This is a genomic window from Curtobacterium sp. MCJR17_055 (assembly GCF_003224335.1).
GTDB lineage: Bacteria > Actinomycetota > Actinomycetes > Actinomycetales > Microbacteriaceae > Curtobacterium.
On the sequence record NZ_QKLF01000002.1, the window covers coordinates 177,688 to 193,964 of the forward strand.

A 16,277-nucleotide genomic window follows, 5' to 3' on the forward strand; every position below is an offset into this window, starting at 1 on the left:
GGAGGGAGATGGGGGATGGAGTGATCAGGAGGCCGGAGGCCTGCAGGATCTGGGCGCGCCCGAAGGCGCACACCCGGGAGAGCCTAGCCGCCACGCCCGCTGAAATCAATCCACGGTGGGCCCGACGGCGGCCCGTTCGCCCCGGGCGAGAACCGCCCGGGGACGCGGGACGAGGGCGGTCAGGAGCCGGAGTCGGTCTGGCCGTTCGCGACCGCCGGGACGAAGGTGGCGCCGTCGTCCCCGAAGCCGGTGATCCAGCCGGACGCGTTGACGTCGATCGGCCCGGCCGTCGCGGTCCCACGACCGTTCGGACCGGTGAACTCCGCGGTGAACGTCGCCGACCCCGGAGCGCGGGTCTCGACGAGCCATCCCCTCGAGGACCAGTCGCCGACGCCGACCGACGGCCTGGCGTCGAGTGTCCACTTCTGGTTCGTGTAGGTGTTCGCCGGGTTCTCCCCGTAGGCGTAGAAGCTGCAGCCGTCGGGCGTGGCCGTCTGGGCCGCGACGCAGCCGTCCACCCAGGAGTCGACGGCCTTCGTGGCGGCCTGCTGGCCGGCGTCCGTCAGGGTCGTGGCGAGCACGACCGGGGTCCCGGGCGTCCCGAACCCCCGCACGGCGGCCGTCGAGGCATCGGCGGCGAACCACTTGCCGCCCTCGGACGACACCTCGTACGAGCCGGGGAACGCCCGCAGTGCGACCGCGCCGAGGTCACCGGTCGTCGCCTCCGCTCCGGCGACCCGGACGGTGCTGTCGGTCGGTCCCTGCACGACGACCTCGACCGAGCCGAGGGACGGCGGCTGCAGTTCCCAGACGGGGAACACACCCCAGTCCGTCCCGGTGCGCTCGAGTTCGAACGTGGCCGGCACGCTCCGACCGGCCTGGGTCAGCAGCGCGTGCACGGTCGCGCGGTCGTCGCCCTGGTCGACCGAGGTGATCCGGTGGGCGGTGATCTTGTCGTTCGCCTGCGCGTAGGCGGCGTCGGTGAGGAGGACGTCGTCGTCGTCGCGGTCGATGCCGGCGGCGTCGAGCGCGTCCGTGAGGCGACCGCCCTCGACGTCCTGCAGGAACGCCTGCACGGGGCGGTCCGCGGAGTGGCTGTCCGACCCGACCGACCACCCGATGCCGCCCGCGACCACGAGGAGCACGAGCGCTGCGGCTCCGGCGACGATGCCGATCACCGCACCCTTCCGGAGTCCGCGGCGAGGTCGACCGGCCGCGTACCCCGGGGCAGACGCGGTCGGGCCGGCGGTCATCACCGCGGGCAGCGCACGGTCGCCGCGGAGGGTGTCTGCCCCCGGCACCGATTCCCAGCCCCGCGAGTCGTCAGGTGCGTCCGTCATGAGTCCCCCAAGGCGCCGTCGTTCAGCTCGTCCCGGAATCGTACCGAACGCGGCGGACGCGGGCCGGGCCTCCCGTCAGTCCTGTGGACGAATCGGCGACGACTGCTGCCCCTGTGGGCGGGGGCCCTGCCACCGGACCGCGGAGATGCCGCCGACGACCGTGACGAGCGCCACGACGACCCCACCGACCACGAACGGACTGAGGGCGTAGCCCGCCGGGAAGACGAGCAGTTCCGCGGCGTCGGACCGGACGAGGGCGTAGCCGACCGCGCCCACGCCGAGCATGACGAGGTACGTCGTCGCCGCGGCGACGAGTCCGGTGACGACGGGGTTCCCCTCGCGGGCGCCCATCGCGGTCGCGAGGAACACGGCGACACCGGCGCCGACGACCATCGCCGGCCCGAGGTAGGGGGTGGCGTCCGGCTGCCGGATCGCCTCGACGTCGGCGAGCAGGGCCTCGAAGCCCGTCACGGCGATGACGAGCGCGATGAAGAGGACCGACGCCATCGTCGCCACCAACCACCGGGACATGCGCCGATCGTAGCGCTCCGCGTCGGTCCGGGTCCGGCAGCTACGGGGCGTCGGCGGGTTCCGGCTGCGTGGTCTGCTGCTGCGCGGCCTCCTGCTGGGCCGCGTGCTGCTGGTGTGCCGCCTGGACGAGCGCGAGGGCGATGGTCGCCGTGATGACCGGCACCGTCTCCGTCATCGGAGCGGGCGCGTCGGTGCCCGTGGCGGCGGTGCCCGTGGCGTCCGTGCCCGTGGCGTCTGTGCTCGTGGCGTCTGTGCTCGTGGCCTCCGTGCCCGTCGTGCGGCCGGCCGGGAGGCCCGTGGGCGCGGCCTCGTCGAGGGGCCCGTCGGGCCGGTGGCCGGTCTCCGGCTGGTCGGGCTCCGGCTGCTGGTCCGCCTCGGAGCGGTGGTCCACCCCAGAGCGGTGGTTCACCTCGGAGCGGTGGTCCGCATCGGAGCGGTGGTCCGCCTCCGGCTGGTGGTCGCGGAGGGCCGGGCCGACCACCGGCAGGACCGCCGTCGTGGTCGGGGGTTCCGCGTGCAGCTCCGGAGCCGGCTGCACGCCGGCCGACGTGCCCCGTCGGCGGCGGACGACCATGCGCGCGAGGACCACTGCCGCCACGGCCGCCCAGATGCTGTTCACGATCGTCGAGGGGACGGCATGGTGCGCCGCCACGTTCACCGCGATCGCGACGCCACCGACCAGGTTGAACAGCTGGTACACCGGGCCGTTCGCGATCTTCCCGAGCGAGAAGAGGACGTACCCGACGAGGACCGTTCCGGCCCCGAACCAGCCGAGGAACTCCACGACACCGACCAACACGAGCGACTCCGGGCACGACGAGGGACGCCCGTTCCGAGGGACGTCCGAGAGGGAGATGGGCAGCCGCGAGCGCGGGCCCGAGCAGCATCGTAGAGGCACGGAACGCCCCGGCGGAAGCGGGTCCGGCGTGGCGGCGGGACCCCTTCCGGGGGGCGTTCGGTGGAGTCGGGTTCAGCCCGCGTCGCCGGACGCCGCGGTCGTCGCCGACGCGTCGGCGTCGACGTCGACGTCGAGGACGTAGACGTAGCCGCTGAAGTTCCAGGTCGTGGAGGACGTCTCGGTGGACTCCGCCGACGGTTCGGAGGCGGAGGACGTGATCGACGTCACGAGGTACAGCCGGGACAGGTCCTGCACCTCGGTCGCGAAGGACATCGCCTGGTCGAACGAGCCGTCCACCGACACCGTGACGGGGATGACGGAGAAGTTCTCCCCGGTGATCCGCGCGTCGGTCGTGACGCCCGGCGGCGTGGGCGTGGCCGATGCGGACGGCGTGGGGGTCGTAGTGGACGGCGCCGCCGGCTCGGCCCCGTCGGTCGCGGTCGACGCCGCCTCGGTGACCGGCGGGATGTAGGCGGTCGCGTCCGAGGTGGTGATCGTCGAGACCGTGACGCCTGCCGTCGTCGCTGCCTGGTCGACCTCGTCGTAGAACGCCGACATGCGGTCCGACGACGGCACGGAGGCCTGCAACTCGGCGAGTGCCGTCCGCATCTCGGGCAGGGTTTTCGCCTGCTGCCGCAAGCGGGCGAGCTCGCCGGACTTCACCGCGTTCTCGTGCTCGACGGTCGCCTGCTGGGCACCGTCGGTCGCCGCACGGCTGAGCTGGGGTTGCACGCCGAGGAAGAAGCCCGCAGCCGCGACCACCACCATGGCGAGCACGGCCAGGACCATGTTGAGGCGGTTCCGGGTCATGTCATTCCCCCTTCTTCTGCGGGAGGTACTTGCCGTCGAATGCTCGCTCGTCGACGTGGATGGTCATGTTGACCGTGTAGTGGCCGCTCGTCTCCTCGAGCGTCACCGAGTTGACGTTCGCGTCGACGAAGCCGTCCAACGACCGGACGGACTCGAGCCAGTCCGGCACGGTCGGCAACGTCTGGCTGATCGCGTCGAGCGTCAGCGTGGCGACCCGCCTGCCCTGCAGGGGTGCATCGGTCTGCGCGTACGGCTCGAGCGGGGAAGCCGAGTCCACGCCGACGCCGTTGATCACGACGCCCTCGGGGAGGGACGCCCGAACCTCGTGCAGGTACGGCCCCCACGCGATCTCGGTCGACCCTCCGACCGCCTGCGCGGACTCCAGGAGCGACGTCGAGGACTCGGTCGTCCGCACTTCCTTGTACTGCGCCTGCTGCTGCAGCAGCGAGAGCGTCTGCGCCTGTGCGTTCGCGAGGTCGTCCGTCGCTCGGGTCGCCACGAGGGAAGCGCCTCCGATGCCGATGCCGACCGCCACCGCGACGACCACGACCCCCGCCCAGAGACGACCGACGACCCGTCGCTCACGCCGGTGGACCAGCACCTCGGTCGGCAGGAGGTCCGCGCGCGGACGGGCACCGACGACCGGACCGTTGCCGGCCCCTCGTCGGGGCTGGCGCTTCGACCGCTGCGCGGTCTCCTCGACGACACGGCGCTCCGGGCTCACACTCGAGCGCCCACGGGCCCCGGCGAACCGCGGCTGCTTCATCTTCGCCTCGCTCATGCTGCCTTCCCTCCGACTGCGAGCCCCCACGCCACGGTGATCGACGAGCCGTGCGTCTGGAGGTCCTCTGGGCGGATCGACTTCGCGAGCCCGGCGTGGGTGAACGGCTCGCCGCGTCGGACGGGCAAGCCGGTGGCCTCCGCGAGCGCCGACGCGAAGCCCGGCAGCTCAGCCGCACCGCCGACCAGCAGGACCTCGCCGACGGGCTCGGACGGGTGGGTGTTCACGAAGTAGTTCATCGTGTTCCGGAGGCTCGCGAGCAGCTCTCCGACCGTCTCCCGGACCGCGGCGACCGCAAGGGCGTCGTCGCGGGTCCGCGCACGGGTCGAGTCCATGCCGAAGTGACGCTTCACGGACTCCGCCGCGGATGCGGGGACCTCGAGACGGCCGGCCAGGAGCCGGGTCACGTCCTCGCCTCCGGTGGGGATGATGCGCACGAACTTCGGCACGCCGTCGGTGACGACCACGACCGTGGTGGTGTTGCCGCCGCATTCGACGATGGCCGTGGTCCCGCTCCGCTGCGATGGCGAGAGGACGCGTGCGAGGGCGAACGGGATGAGGTCGACCGCGACCGGGTTGAGGCCGGCGGTCTGGACCGCGCGCACGTTCGCGAGGACCGCGTCCTTCACGGCGGCGACCAGGAGACCGCTGACCGTCGGACCGTTCTCGCTCGTCCCTTCCGAGGTCGGGTAGAAGTCGAGGATCGCGTCCACGACCGGGACCGGCAGCATGTCCTGGACCTGGAACGGCAGCGATTCCCTGATCTGCGCCAGCGGAGCCTTCGGCACGGTCAGGTCACGGGAGAGCACGCGCTGGTTCCCCATCCCGAGGACGACGTCGCGCGACCGGAACTTCCCGACGGACCACAGCTGACGGAGTGCGGCCGCGACCGTGTTGGGCTCGACCACCTCTCCCTGCCGCGTGGATCCCTCGGGCACCGGCACCTCGGCGAAGCGGAGGATCACCGGCTTCGCCCGGTCTGCGTCCTGCACCTCGACAGCGCGGATCGAAGCCGCGCCGATGTCGACGCCGACGATGCTCTTGGCCATGACGGCCTCCTTCCGTGCCGCCGCGGAGGAGCTCTGCGGAGGATGGTGCATGCCCGGGCGGGACGCCGGGAGGACTTGGTGGGTTCGCGATCGGGGGCTGATCACGAGAGCCCGAGGAGCCCGAGGTACATCGCCCAGAGCGGTGGACCGAACGCGATCCCGAGCCAGGCGCCGACGAGCATCCAGGGGCCGAACGGGATCCCGCTCCGCCGTCCGGCTCGCCGCACGGCGACCAGGGCGATGGCGAAGATACCGCCGAGGAGGAACGCGCCGAAAGAACCCACTGCGAGGGGTCCCCATCCGAGGTACGCCAGGGCGAGCCCGAGCACGACGGCGAGTTTCACGTCCCCGAACCCCATACCGCCGGGCACCGCCACGGCGAGTCCCAGGTAGGCCCCGCCGAGGACCACCGCTCCGACCGCGCCCCGCCCCAACGCTGCCCAGTCGCCGGACAGGACGGATGCCGTGAGCAACAGCACCGGCATCACCACGGAGGCCGGCAGCACGATCCGGTTCGGCAATGTGTGGGTGTCGAGGTCGATGAGCGCGAGCGCCAGGCTGATCGCCATCAGGTACAGGTACGCGACGAGCACGACGAGCACGTGGACGTCCGCTGACGCTCCCGTTGCGCCACCGGTCGCAGGCGACCAGGGCGCGGTGAGGAAGAGGAGCGTGACGACCACGAAGAGCCCGCCCGTCGCCGCCTCGACCAGTGGGTACCGCTTCGGGATACGGACGCCGCAGTCCCGGCAACGCCCCCGCAGTGCGAGCCACGACAGGACGGGCACGTTGTCGCGACGACGGATCGCGTGCCCACACCGCGGGCACGCGCTGGCCGGCCGGACGACGGAGAGTCCGGCGGGGACGCGGTGGACGACCACGTTCAGGAACGACCCCACGACGATGCCCAGGACACCGACGAGCACGACCAGGACAGGAGCGGCTGCCGAGATCGTCACGGTACCGCTGCCCCCGATGCGGTGTAGGCGGTGCGGGACTCGAGCTGCGTCGCGACGCGGTAGGTCGTGATCGTCGGTTGTGGGAACTTCGGTGGGGTGTACGTGGCGAGGGACGGGTCGTAGGCGTAGTCCTTGAAGTACCCGCTCGCCCCGCTCCCGGTCCCCACCGCCCCACGGAAGTTCTGCGCGATCGATCCGTTCACGGTCAGCGTTCCCCGGGAGGACCCGAGCGTGTAGTTCTGCACCGCGAACGTGCCGTCGTTCGCGAGGATCGCCGCGTCGATCCGGCGGTTGGCCGGCTTGTAGGGCTGCCTGGCCTGGTTGACGGGGTTCCAGACCCACACTGCACGCTGTCCGATCAGCCCGAGGACCGTCGACGCCGACCGGGTCGCGGGGTAGGTGATGTCGCCGGTGACGTACAGGTAGTTCTCCGCAGCGACGGTCACCGCTTTGTCCACCGTGCCCTTCACGAAGACGTCACCGTTGTCGCAACCGTACGGATCGGTCACGGTGTTGCCGAGGCCCGCTGTCGGGTCTGCTTCGTTGGTGCTGCCGACTTCGGGGAACCCCACCCCGTTCGACGGCAGCGACGTGGCCGTGCTGGCGCGCGTCGTGACGTCACACGCGGTGGACTCCCGCTTGTACTCCGAGCTGCTCCAGAGATTGGGGTCCTGGCCGCCGCGCGACCGGACGGCCGGTTCGTTCTGCACGTAGATGAGGTTGTTCTTCGGGATGTCGATCGTCGCGCCGGCGGGGGTGTGCAGCTGGTCGACGTCCCCGCAACGGGCTGGCTGGCTGCCTCCCGTCAGGAAGCCGCCCGCTTGTTCGGCTGCTCCCTTCACCCACGTCTTCACGGTCATCGGCGAGACGATGTTGGCCTTCCCCCCGCCGAGGAAGGTGATCTTCGTGGGACCGGTGTAGAGGCAGCCCGGGCCCTCGGGCGTGTCCGTCGTCGACCGGAGGTCCTCGCGCGTGTAGTCGCGGAGATCCGCGATGGTGGCCGGCGGCGTGAGCGTCGAACTCGTCGTGGGGTTGCTCGCGAAGGTCGGCGTCGTACCGGTGCACCCTGCCTTGGTCCAGCCGTACACGCTCTGCACGGTGCCCTGGAAGGTCGCGCCGCAGATCCGGAACTGGTCGTTCGACCGCACCGGGCCTTCGAGCAGGTCCCGTGCCGCGAACTGGATGTACTGGCAGGTGGTCCCGACGGCGAACGGCCGGTACTCGCTGGTGCAGGGGACCTTGCACTGCTGGCCGCCGCAGGTGGAGTTGACCGTCTCGTTGCTCACGGAGGGGTCCTGCGACTCGTAGTTCGTGAAGTACAGGTAGTTCGAGAAGCCGTCCGGTCGGACGTTCGCGATGAACGTCCGTGTCGTCGAACCAGCCCGCCCCGTCGACTGCACACGGATGGCGCCCTGCGACGTGAGCTTCGAGTTGTCGACCGCGTACCGGTAGGAGCCACCACTCGGAGTGCCGTCGCGCCCGGGAACGTCCACCCAACGGTCTTCGGGCCGGTACCCGAAGGCCGGATTGCCACCGGGGCCGTCGGAGAACTTGCTCCCGCTGTCCCTGCTGAACGGAGCGGCCTCCTCGCCGTGGGTCCCGTACGAGTTGTCCGCGTTGAGACGGGCCTGGTAGTCCGCGATGCCCGCGTACGCCGCGGCTGCGGCACGTGCCCAGTCCCGGTCGTTCGTGGTGAGTCGCGCTCCGCTCGACGAGACCGCGACGAGCGTCGCGACGAGCATCATGACCACCATGCCCACGCCGACGACCGCGACGAGTGCGACGCCGCGCTCGTCGTCGCGAGCACGCAGCGTATGGAGGATCCGGATCACGATGAGGCTCCGATCAGAGGTTCGCGAGGCTGACGCTGTTCGTCAACGTCGTTGCGCGGCGGTCGGACACGTCCGTCCCCGCGGTGATGGTGATCGCAACGCGTCGGACGTTGGTCAGGTCGGTTGCACTGAGGGGGGCGTCGATCGAACCGAGCGGAGCGCCTGCCGCGTTGGTGAACGTGAAGGCCCTCGTGGACACGACCGACGTCGCCAGCGTGCGGGTCGACACGGGCGTCGCACTCAAGGACGGCGTCGACGCCAGGGGGAAGGTGTAGTAATCACTCGCACCCACCTGGGTGCCCGCCCACTTCGTCTCGGTGATCGATCGTCGGACCGGATCCAGCGTGAGCTGCACCAGCACGGGCCGCGACGCCGTCGAGTCCGTGTTGACGTAGGAAAAGAAGCGGACGCTGGTCGCACTCGCGTACTGGAAGGCGTACTGCGGTTCGTCACCCGTCGACACCGCGTTGTTCGTCGCCGATCGCAGGATCCGGGTCATCTCGTTCATCGCTGCTGCTGCCGTACGCGTGTTGTCGTTGACCGCTCGAGCCGTCACCGACGCGCGTTGCGCCGACACGAGGAAGGACCCTGCGACCGTCAGGATGAGGATGCTGAGGGTCATGGCCACGATGAGTTCGACGAGACTGATGCCGCGCTCCTCGGCGAGCAACCGTCGACGCAGCTCCCTCCACCGCCGCGTCACGGTGCACCCTTCGTCCGGGGATCGAAGAGCACCGTGCGTCCGGAGACCGTCACGTTGACGTTCGTCGCTCCGGCGGAAGCGGCGAAGACGGGAGTGTTCGGCCCGAGCGCTGCCGCGGACGTCCCCTCCTTGAACTGGAAGGCCCCGTACGGCAGGGCGATGGTCGTCGCGGTCCTCGAATCCAGCCCGGTGAAGGTGTAGGTGGTTGCCGGTTGGGTCGTGCACCCGGGGTCGTTCGCGGTGCCCGGCCCGGGAGTCGGCGTCGCGACCAGGACGGTGTCGGAGCCCACGAGCTTCACGTCGATCAGGCCCATCGGGATCTTGACCGTGCTGGAGTCACCCGCGACACCGCCGACCCCGGTGGGGACACTCGCCGCGTCCACCATGAGGTTCGACGTCGTGGGGATCGACCACGCCAAGGGGTTGACGTTGGCGCACGTCCTCTTGTCGTACTTGCCCGCGTAGACGTCGTAGCCGTAGGGGAACACCCTCGTCTGCGAGGACGTCACCGTCGTCACCGTCTGACCGCGGACGAAGGACGCGGAAAGACCGCTCGGCAGTTTCGGGTTGCTCCCGGCCCTGGCGTTCGCCGCGTACTGCAGCGTGACCGATGCCGGCTGGTCGAGCACGAACGACTGGCTGGCCACACTGCCAGCGACGGTGGCGACCTGCTTCGACGCGGTGGAAGCGAAGTCCTCGTCGGTGTTCCCGCTCTTCGAGACCGAGACCTCGTAGGTCCCCGGCTTCACGTCGACGGCGTAGGAGCACCCGTTGGCGTCGGTCGGAGCCGGTTGCTCGGGCGGGAGCGCAGCACCGCCTCCCACCGGCCTGACGGTGACCGTCGCATCGGTGTTGGGCGCACCGTTCGCCGTCGAGACAGCGATGACGATCGTCGAACTCGTGTTGCTCGCGACCGATGTCGGTGGCGCGACCAGCGTGTCGATGTCGACGGACCGCTGCTTGCTCGACGTTCCGTTCGACCACGCGACCTGGACGTTGACGCGCTTGTAGGCGAGGACACCGTCTCCCGCTCCGCATGTGTTGTCGGAGCCCGTGGACGTGATCCAGTTCACCGATCGGGTGACGGTGTACTGCTGCCCACCGACCTGCGCCGGACTCGACGAGTTGGTCACGGTGAAGACGTCCTTGACGCTCCGCACCCGGTCGATCTCCTGCGTGGCGAGGTTGAGCGCAGCCTCGCGCGAGCGATTGTCCTGCGTCAGGTAGATGCTCGAGACGATGCCCGCGGCGACCCCTGCTGCGATCATCGCGAACACGGTCATCGCGACCATCACCTCGATGATGGTGAAGCCGTCCTGCCGCTCGCGCGCCGACTGGAGGAGGAAACTGATGCGCCGCATCGTCGTCTCCCTTCGGGTCGCGGGCAGTGGAACGGCGGCGGGCTCGGACCCGGGAGGTCGCGAGCCCGCCGCCGCGGATCAGATCAGGAGCAGACGGTCTCGGAGACGCCGCTGTCCTGCGTCACGTAGAACGACTTGTTGTTGTTGCTGACCGCCTTCAGGCAGAACTTGCCGTCCGTGCCGTTGGCGCCCGAGACGAAGGCGGGAGCGGTACCCGGAGTCGTGTAGGTGGACGTCGGGTTCGGGTAGCCCTGTTCCGACAGCGACGTGAGGTTCGCGGGGTTCTTGTTGTTCTGCGTGAAGTACGTCACGACGGCGGTCTTGGCGTTCGTCAGGTCCGACTTCGCCGCGGACTCCTTCGCGTTGTTCTGCACACCCACGTACACCGGGATGGCGATCGCGGCGAGGATGCCGATGATGATGACCACGACGAGGAGCTCGATGAGCGTGAAGCCCTTTTCCTTGTCAGCGGCGAGGTTCTGCCGGCGAGCGTTCAGCTTGCCCAGGAGTGCAAAGTACATTGCATTTCCAATCGATTGAGAATGTGAGGAGAAATCATTCGGGGCCGTGCTGCCGCCGTCATCCATCGTATTGAGCGGATTTCTCGGCCATAATCCCGAGAACGGGGGTCAAAGTGCAGGGAAACACCCCCACTACCGGGGTCAAGAATGACCTGACTTCCCCACGATCGGGGGTCATGAAAAGCGCCCTGCCTACTTGACCAGGGTGGTGATCTGGAAGATCGGCAGGTAGAGCGCGACGATCATGCCGCCGACGACGACGCCGAGGAACGCGATCAGGAGTGGCTCGATCAGGGACGTCAGCGCCTCGGTCGTCGCTTCGACTTCCGCGTCGTAGAACACCGCGATCTTCTCGAGCATGACCTCGAGGGAACCAGCGTCTTCACCGACGGAGACCATCTGCGCCACCATGCTCGGGAAGATATCTTCCTCGGCGAGCGGTTCGGCGATCGTCGTGCCTTTCCGTACCGATTCGGAAACGCGCGCAGTTGCATTCTCGATGACGATGTTCCCGGAGACCTGACCGGCGATCTGCAGGCCCTGGAGGATCGGCACGCCCGCGGCGATCATGTTCGAGAGATTACGGGAGAACCGGGCGATGACGATCTTCCGGTTCAACGCGCCGAACACCGGCACGCGGAGCTTGATCGGGTCGAAGAACGAGCGAACCCTCACCGAGTTCTTGTTGGCGCGCCACCAGAGCCAGGCCACGATCACCAACGGGATGAGGACCGGCAAGACGAACTTCATCGAGCGGGACGCGTAGACGAGCAGCATCGTCGGCAGCGGGAGGGTTCCCCCCAGGTTGGAGAACATGTCCTGGAAGATCGGCACGATGAAGATCAGCATGATCGCCACCGCGGCGAGCGACATGATGAGCACGACGACCGGGTAGGTCATGGCCGACTTGATCGTCGTGCGGAGCTTGTGCTCCTTCTCGAAGTTCGTCGCGATCGAGTCCATCGCCTGGTCGAGGAACCCGCCGGTCTCCCCCGCGCGGATCATGTTGATCATGATCGGCGGGAAGTCGGCCTCGTAGCGACCAACGGCGTCCGAGAAGGAGACACCCTGCTCGACCTCGTCGCGGACCTTCTGGAGGATGCCCTTGAGTTTCTTGTTCTCGGTCTGGTCCGCGAGGATCCCGAGCGTCTTCAGCAGGGACAACCCCGACGACAGCATCGTCGACGCCTGCCGCGCCATGACCGCGAGGTCCTTGAGGCCGACGCCTTTCTCGAAGCCGGGGATCTTGATCTCGGTCTGCAGGCCCGTGCCGGCCTTGGCCTCGGTGATCGCGATCGGCGAGACGCCCATCCCCCGGAGCCGCTGGACGACGGCCCCCTCGGAGGCGGCGTCGAGCCGACCCTTGACGAGCTTGCCGGAGCCGTCGCGGCCCCGGTAGTCGAACGCGAGGGACATCAGTAACCTCCGGAGAACTTGTCGCCGAAGTCGATCCCGCTCGCGGCGATCGCGTCGGCGGACGCGTCGGACGGTGATTCGACGCGCTGCACCAGCCGGTCGAAGCCCTCGAGGTCGTGGACCTTCTCGAGCGCCGCCTTGCGGGTGATGGTGCCGACGTTGACCAGTTCGGCCAGGTCCTGGTCCATGGTGTGCATGCCCGCGTCCCGCCCCGCCTGCATTGCCGAGGTGATCTGGTACGTCTTGCCCTCGCGGATGAGGTTGCCGATGGCGGGGGTGGTCTTCATGATCTCGGTGGACACGATGCGCCCGGTGCCGTTCGCCTTCGGGACGAGGGTCTGGCAGACGACGCCTTCGAGCGTCGCCGCGAGCTGCGTGCGGATCTGCCCCTGCTGGTGCGGTGGGAAGACGTCGATGACGCGGTCGATCGTGCCGGGAGCGCTCTGCGTGTGCAGGGTCGCGAAGACGAGGTGGCCGGTCTCGGCGGCGGTCAGCGCGACCGAGATCGTCTCGAGGTCGCGGAGCTCGCCGATGAGGATGACGTCCGGGTCCTGGCGGAGGACGTGCTTGAGCGCGCGGGCGAAGGAGTGGGTGTCCGCCCCGACCTCCCGCTGGTTGATGATCGCCTTCTTGTGCTCGTGCATGAACTCGATCGGGTCCTCGACCGTGACGATGTGGTCGGCGCGGGTCTCGTTGACGAGGTCGATGAGCGCGGCGAGCGTCGTGGACTTGCCCGAGCCGGTCGGCCCGGTGACGAGGACGAGCCCGCGGGACAGCTTCGAGAACTCCCCGACGTGCTCGGGGATCCCGAGCTGCTTCAGCGTCTTGATCTTCGTGGGGATGATGCGGAAGGCCGCTCCCCAGTTGCCGCGCTGCTGGTAGAAGTTCACGCGGAAGCGGTACTCCGGCGACAGCGAGTACGCGAAGTCGAGTTCCTGCTCCTGGTCGAACTGCGCGGCCTGGTCGCCCGACAGGAGCGTCTTGAGGGCGGCGATGACCTTGTTGCGGGCCCACGGGCCTCCCGGCACGGCGGGTCGGAGCGACCCGTCGACCCGCACGGTCGGCGGGGCGTCCGCGGTCACGTGCAGGTCCGATGCGCCCTGGTAGACGACCTGCGCGAGGGCGGTGATGAGGTCGGAGTCGGCCACCTCGCGCGCGTGGCGGGTGAAGTTGATCTCGGGGCTGCCGGTCGGCGTGACCACCTGGGTCGGCGCGTGCGGCGCGACGCTCGGGAGGCTCGTGGTCGCGGCCGCGGGCGCCACCGGCAAGCGCTCGGTCACCTGGTACGGGTCGTACCCGTAGGTGGCGGTCGACGGCGGGACCGCGGCCGGCGGGGTCGCCGGCACGGCCTGCGGCTGCGCGACGGGGACGGCGACGGGCTGCCCGACCGGCGCGGACCACGCGGTCAGGTCGTCGCCGAGGTCGTAGACGGCCGCCGACGGCCCGGCTGCCGCGGCGGGCGGGTACGAGGTCGGTGCCGCCTGCGCGGCCTGCGCGAGGCGTGCGGCACGGCGACCGCCGACCTCGACACCGGGCATGCCGGGCGTCCCGGGGTGCCAGCCGGCCACCGGCTCGTCGCTGGCGGGCGTCACGTCGTAGACGGACTCGGTCATCTGCTCGTCCTCCAGGGGCTACGCGACCACGCGCAGGATCTCGTCGACGCTCGTGAGTCCGAGCTTGACCTTCTCCCACCCGTCCATCCGGAGGGTGAGCATGCCCTGCTGCTGGGCGACACGGCCGATCTCCGCGCTCGAGGCACGGGCGACGGCGAGCCGCTCGATCTCCTCCGTGACGGTCATCACCTCGTGCAGTGCGATGCGCCCGCGGTACCCGGTGTTCGAGCACACGGCGCAGCCGAGGGGAGCGAAGAAGTCCGGGACGGCGGCGTCGGGCGCGTCGAGGAACCCGAGGGCGTGCAGCTGCTCGGCCTCGTACACGGCGGGCACCTTGCAGCGGTCGCAGAGCTTGCGTGCGAGGCGTTGGGCGACGACGCAGTCGAGGGCGGACCCGACCAGGAACGGTTCGATGTCCATCTCGGTGAGGCGGGTGACGGCCGAGGGGGCGTCGTTCGTGTGCAGGGTGGAGAGCACGAGGTGGCCGGTGAGGGACGCCTCGATCGCGATCTGCGCGGTCTCGTGGTCGCGGATCTCACCGAGGAGCACGACGTCCGGGTCGGACCGGAGGATGCTGCGGAGGGCGGACGCGAACGTCAGGCCGGCCTTCGGGTTGACCTGCACCTGGTTGACGCCGGCCATCCGGTACTCGACCGGGTCCTCGACCGTGATGACGTTGATCTCCGGCTTCGCGACGGCGTTCAGCGTCGTGTACAGCGTCGTGGACTTGCCGGAACCGGTCGGGCCGGTGACCAGGATCATGCCGTACGGCTTCGAGTAGGACTTCTGGTACGCCGCCGCGTTGCGGTCGAGCAGGTTGAGGTCCTTGAGGGTCAACGACGTGTTCGTGTTGTCGAGGATCCGCATGACGACCTTCTCGCCCCACACGGTCGGCAGGGTCGCCACGCGCAGGTCGATCTGCCGACCACCGTGCCGCACGGACATACGGCCGTCCTGCGGCTTCCGACGCTCGGCGATGTCGATGTCGCTCATGATCTTGAGCCGGCTGATGACGCCGTTCTGGATGTTCTTCGGCGCCGGGGTCATCTCGTGCAGCACGCCGTCGATGCGGTAGCGGACCCGGACCTCGTGCTCGCCGGGCTCGATGTGGATGTCGGACGCGTGGTCCTGGATCGCCTGGGACACGAGCAGGTTCACGAAGCGCACGATCGGCACGTCGTCCAGGGAGCCGTCGCCGATGTCCGCCTGCTGCTCGTTCGAGCGCGAGGCCTCTTCCTCGAGCGAGGAGGTGAGGTCGTTGAGCTCGTCGTCGGCACGGAGGTACCGGTCGAACGCGGCGAGCAGGTCGCGCTCGTCGACCTGCAGGGGCTTGATCGGGCGACCGGAGGCCGCGCGGGCGTCGTCGATCGCCAGGACGTTCGCCGGGTTCACCATGGCGAGCACGAGGGTCTCCCCCTCGAACCCGATCCCGAGGACCGAGTGCCGGCGGCAGAGCGGTGCGGGCAGCACCGAGACCGCGGTGCCGTCGACCGGGTAGTCGGTGAGCGGGACGGTCTTCGAGTTGTGCGAGGCGGCGCGCGCGGTGATGTACTGCGCCTCGCTCACCACGCCCTGTTCGACCAGCGAGCGGATCGCCTGCTCGTCGACGTCCTCGTGGCCGGTCATGGCGTCGAGGTACTCGATCGGGAGCGCACCGTTGAGGATGAGGATCTCGGACAGGGTTGCCATGAGCCCTGTACCTCCTTGCTGCCGGGCGCGCCGAAGCGGCGTGGTTCGATGCGCGCCGCCAGGGGTACGACGCTCGTCCACGCTACGTCCGGGCACGCTCCCGGAGCAGTCCCAGAAGGAGGGGGCGGAGGAGTTGTTGCTGGACCCAGAACAGGGGTACCGACGGGTATCGAGGTGACGGCGAACGCGCATGACCGACAGCATCAGCCCCACCGATCGCGTCGCGTTCCCGAACGGATCCTCCTGTGCACGGCCGGCGCGCAGGACCGGCTGTGGCGGGGAAGTCGCGACCCCTCGACGCGCCCGGTGAGCAGGGACCATGATGAGGCATGGACATCACGAGCGTGACCGTGGGGCTGCCCGTCACCGACCTCGAGGCGTCCTGCCTCTGGTACGGCGCGGTGTTCGAACGACTCGAGCCGGACCTCGAACCGACCGAGGGCGTCGCCGAGTACGAGGTCGGCGGGATCTGGATCCAGCTCCTCGAGGACCCCGATGCCGACGAGAACCCGGCGACCGTCCGCTTCGGCGTCGACGACGTGGCCGCCCAGCACGCCCGGATCGCCGCGCTCGGCATCGACGTGGGTCCGGTCGAGTGTGTCGACGGTGCGGTCGACTGGTTCGACGTCCGCGACCCGGACGGCAACGTCCTCAACCTGTACTCGCTCGCCGACGAGCGCGGGCGCGGATCCGGCGGCCGCGACAGCGGCGCCGACCGCCCCGTCTAGGAATCCAGACGGCAGGCCGGGAGGCCCGTGACGGGGCCGCCCCGGG

At 69.6% G+C, this 16,277-nt stretch carries 15 protein-coding genes; 1 reads left to right on the forward strand and 14 read right to left on the reverse strand.

Annotated features, from left to right (window positions below; translation table 11 throughout):
• Positions 1 to 179: 179 nt before the first annotated feature.
• The 14 genes from DEJ16_RS04915 to DEJ16_RS04980 form a co-directional block, all read right to left on the reverse strand.
• Positions 180 to 1,340, reverse strand: coding sequence for a hypothetical protein (locus DEJ16_RS04915; protein WP_110824255.1), 1,161 nt, complete (start codon positions 1,338 to 1,340; stop codon positions 180 to 182).
• 75 nt (positions 1,341 to 1,415) lie between these two features.
• Positions 1,416 to 1,871, reverse strand: a complete 456-nt coding sequence (locus DEJ16_RS04920; protein WP_110824256.1) for a DUF6121 family protein — start codon at positions 1,869 to 1,871, stop codon at positions 1,416 to 1,418.
• Positions 1,872 to 1,911: 40 nt separating this feature from the next.
• Positions 1,912 to 2,670: a hypothetical protein gene (locus tag DEJ16_RS04925; RefSeq protein ID WP_110824257.1), complete on the reverse strand. Its 759-nt coding sequence runs from the start codon at positions 2,668 to 2,670 to the stop codon at positions 1,912 to 1,914.
• Between the two features lie 171 nt (positions 2,671 to 2,841).
• Positions 2,842 to 3,579 carry a hypothetical protein gene (locus tag DEJ16_RS04930; RefSeq protein ID WP_110824258.1) on the reverse strand — a complete coding sequence of 246 codons (738 nt, stop codon included), beginning with the start codon at positions 3,577 to 3,579 and terminating at the stop codon, positions 2,842 to 2,844.
• A 1-nt stretch (position 3,580) separates the two neighbouring features.
• Positions 3,581 to 4,360 carry a hypothetical protein gene (locus tag DEJ16_RS04935; RefSeq protein WP_110824259.1) on the reverse strand — a complete coding sequence of 260 codons (780 nt, stop codon included), beginning with the start codon at positions 4,358 to 4,360 and terminating at the stop codon, positions 3,581 to 3,583.
• Positions 4,357 to 5,409, reverse strand: a complete 1,053-nt coding sequence (gene pilM / locus DEJ16_RS04940) for a type IV pilus assembly protein PilM (RefSeq protein ID WP_110824260.1) — start codon at positions 5,407 to 5,409, stop codon at positions 4,357 to 4,359. The genes DEJ16_RS04935 and pilM overlap by 4 nt, the downstream gene beginning before the upstream one ends.
• A 101-nt stretch (positions 5,410 to 5,510) precedes the next feature.
• Complete coding sequence (locus DEJ16_RS04945) at positions 5,511 to 6,368, reverse strand: A24 family peptidase (protein WP_258365827.1); 858 nt, start codon at positions 6,366 to 6,368, stop codon at positions 5,511 to 5,513.
• Entirely contained in the window at positions 6,365 to 8,200 is a 1,836-nt protein-coding gene (locus tag DEJ16_RS04950) for a hypothetical protein (RefSeq protein WP_110824261.1), read from the reverse strand. Before DEJ16_RS04950 ends, DEJ16_RS04945 begins: the two co-directional genes overlap by 4 nt.
• Positions 8,201 to 8,213: 13 nt before the next feature.
• Positions 8,214 to 8,903, reverse strand: a complete 690-nt coding sequence (locus tag DEJ16_RS04955) for a hypothetical protein (RefSeq protein WP_146232819.1) — start codon at positions 8,901 to 8,903, stop codon at positions 8,214 to 8,216.
• A complete protein-coding gene (locus DEJ16_RS04960; protein ID WP_110824263.1) occupies positions 8,900 to 10,264 on the reverse strand; it encodes a prepilin-type N-terminal cleavage/methylation domain-containing protein in 1,365 nt (454 codons plus the stop codon). The genes DEJ16_RS04955 and DEJ16_RS04960 overlap by 4 nt, the downstream gene beginning before the upstream one ends.
• An 83-nt stretch (positions 10,265 to 10,347) precedes the next feature.
• On the reverse strand, positions 10,348 to 10,785 hold the full coding sequence (locus DEJ16_RS16040; protein ID WP_110824264.1) for a type IV pilin protein: 438 nt from the start codon (positions 10,783 to 10,785) through the stop codon (positions 10,348 to 10,350).
• Positions 10,786 to 10,977: 192 nt separating this feature from the next.
• A complete protein-coding gene (locus DEJ16_RS04970; RefSeq protein ID WP_110824265.1) occupies positions 10,978 to 12,201 on the reverse strand; it encodes a type II secretion system F family protein in 1,224 nt (407 codons plus the stop codon).
• A complete protein-coding gene (locus DEJ16_RS04975; protein ID WP_309146405.1) occupies positions 12,201 to 13,814 on the reverse strand; it encodes a type IV pilus twitching motility protein PilT in 1,614 nt (537 codons plus the stop codon). The genes DEJ16_RS04970 and DEJ16_RS04975 overlap by 1 nt, the downstream gene beginning before the upstream one ends.
• Positions 13,815 to 13,832: 18 nt before the next feature.
• Positions 13,833 to 15,503: a GspE/PulE family protein gene (locus tag DEJ16_RS04980; RefSeq protein ID WP_110824266.1), complete on the reverse strand. Its 1,671-nt coding sequence runs from the start codon at positions 15,501 to 15,503 to the stop codon at positions 13,833 to 13,835.
• Between the two features lie 329 nt (positions 15,504 to 15,832).
• Here DEJ16_RS04980 and DEJ16_RS04985 point away from each other — a divergent pair, with 329 nt between their 5' ends.
• A complete protein-coding gene (locus tag DEJ16_RS04985) occupies positions 15,833 to 16,231 on the forward strand; it encodes a VOC family protein (protein WP_110824267.1) in 399 nt (132 codons plus the stop codon).
• Positions 16,232 to 16,277 lie beyond the last annotated feature (46 nt).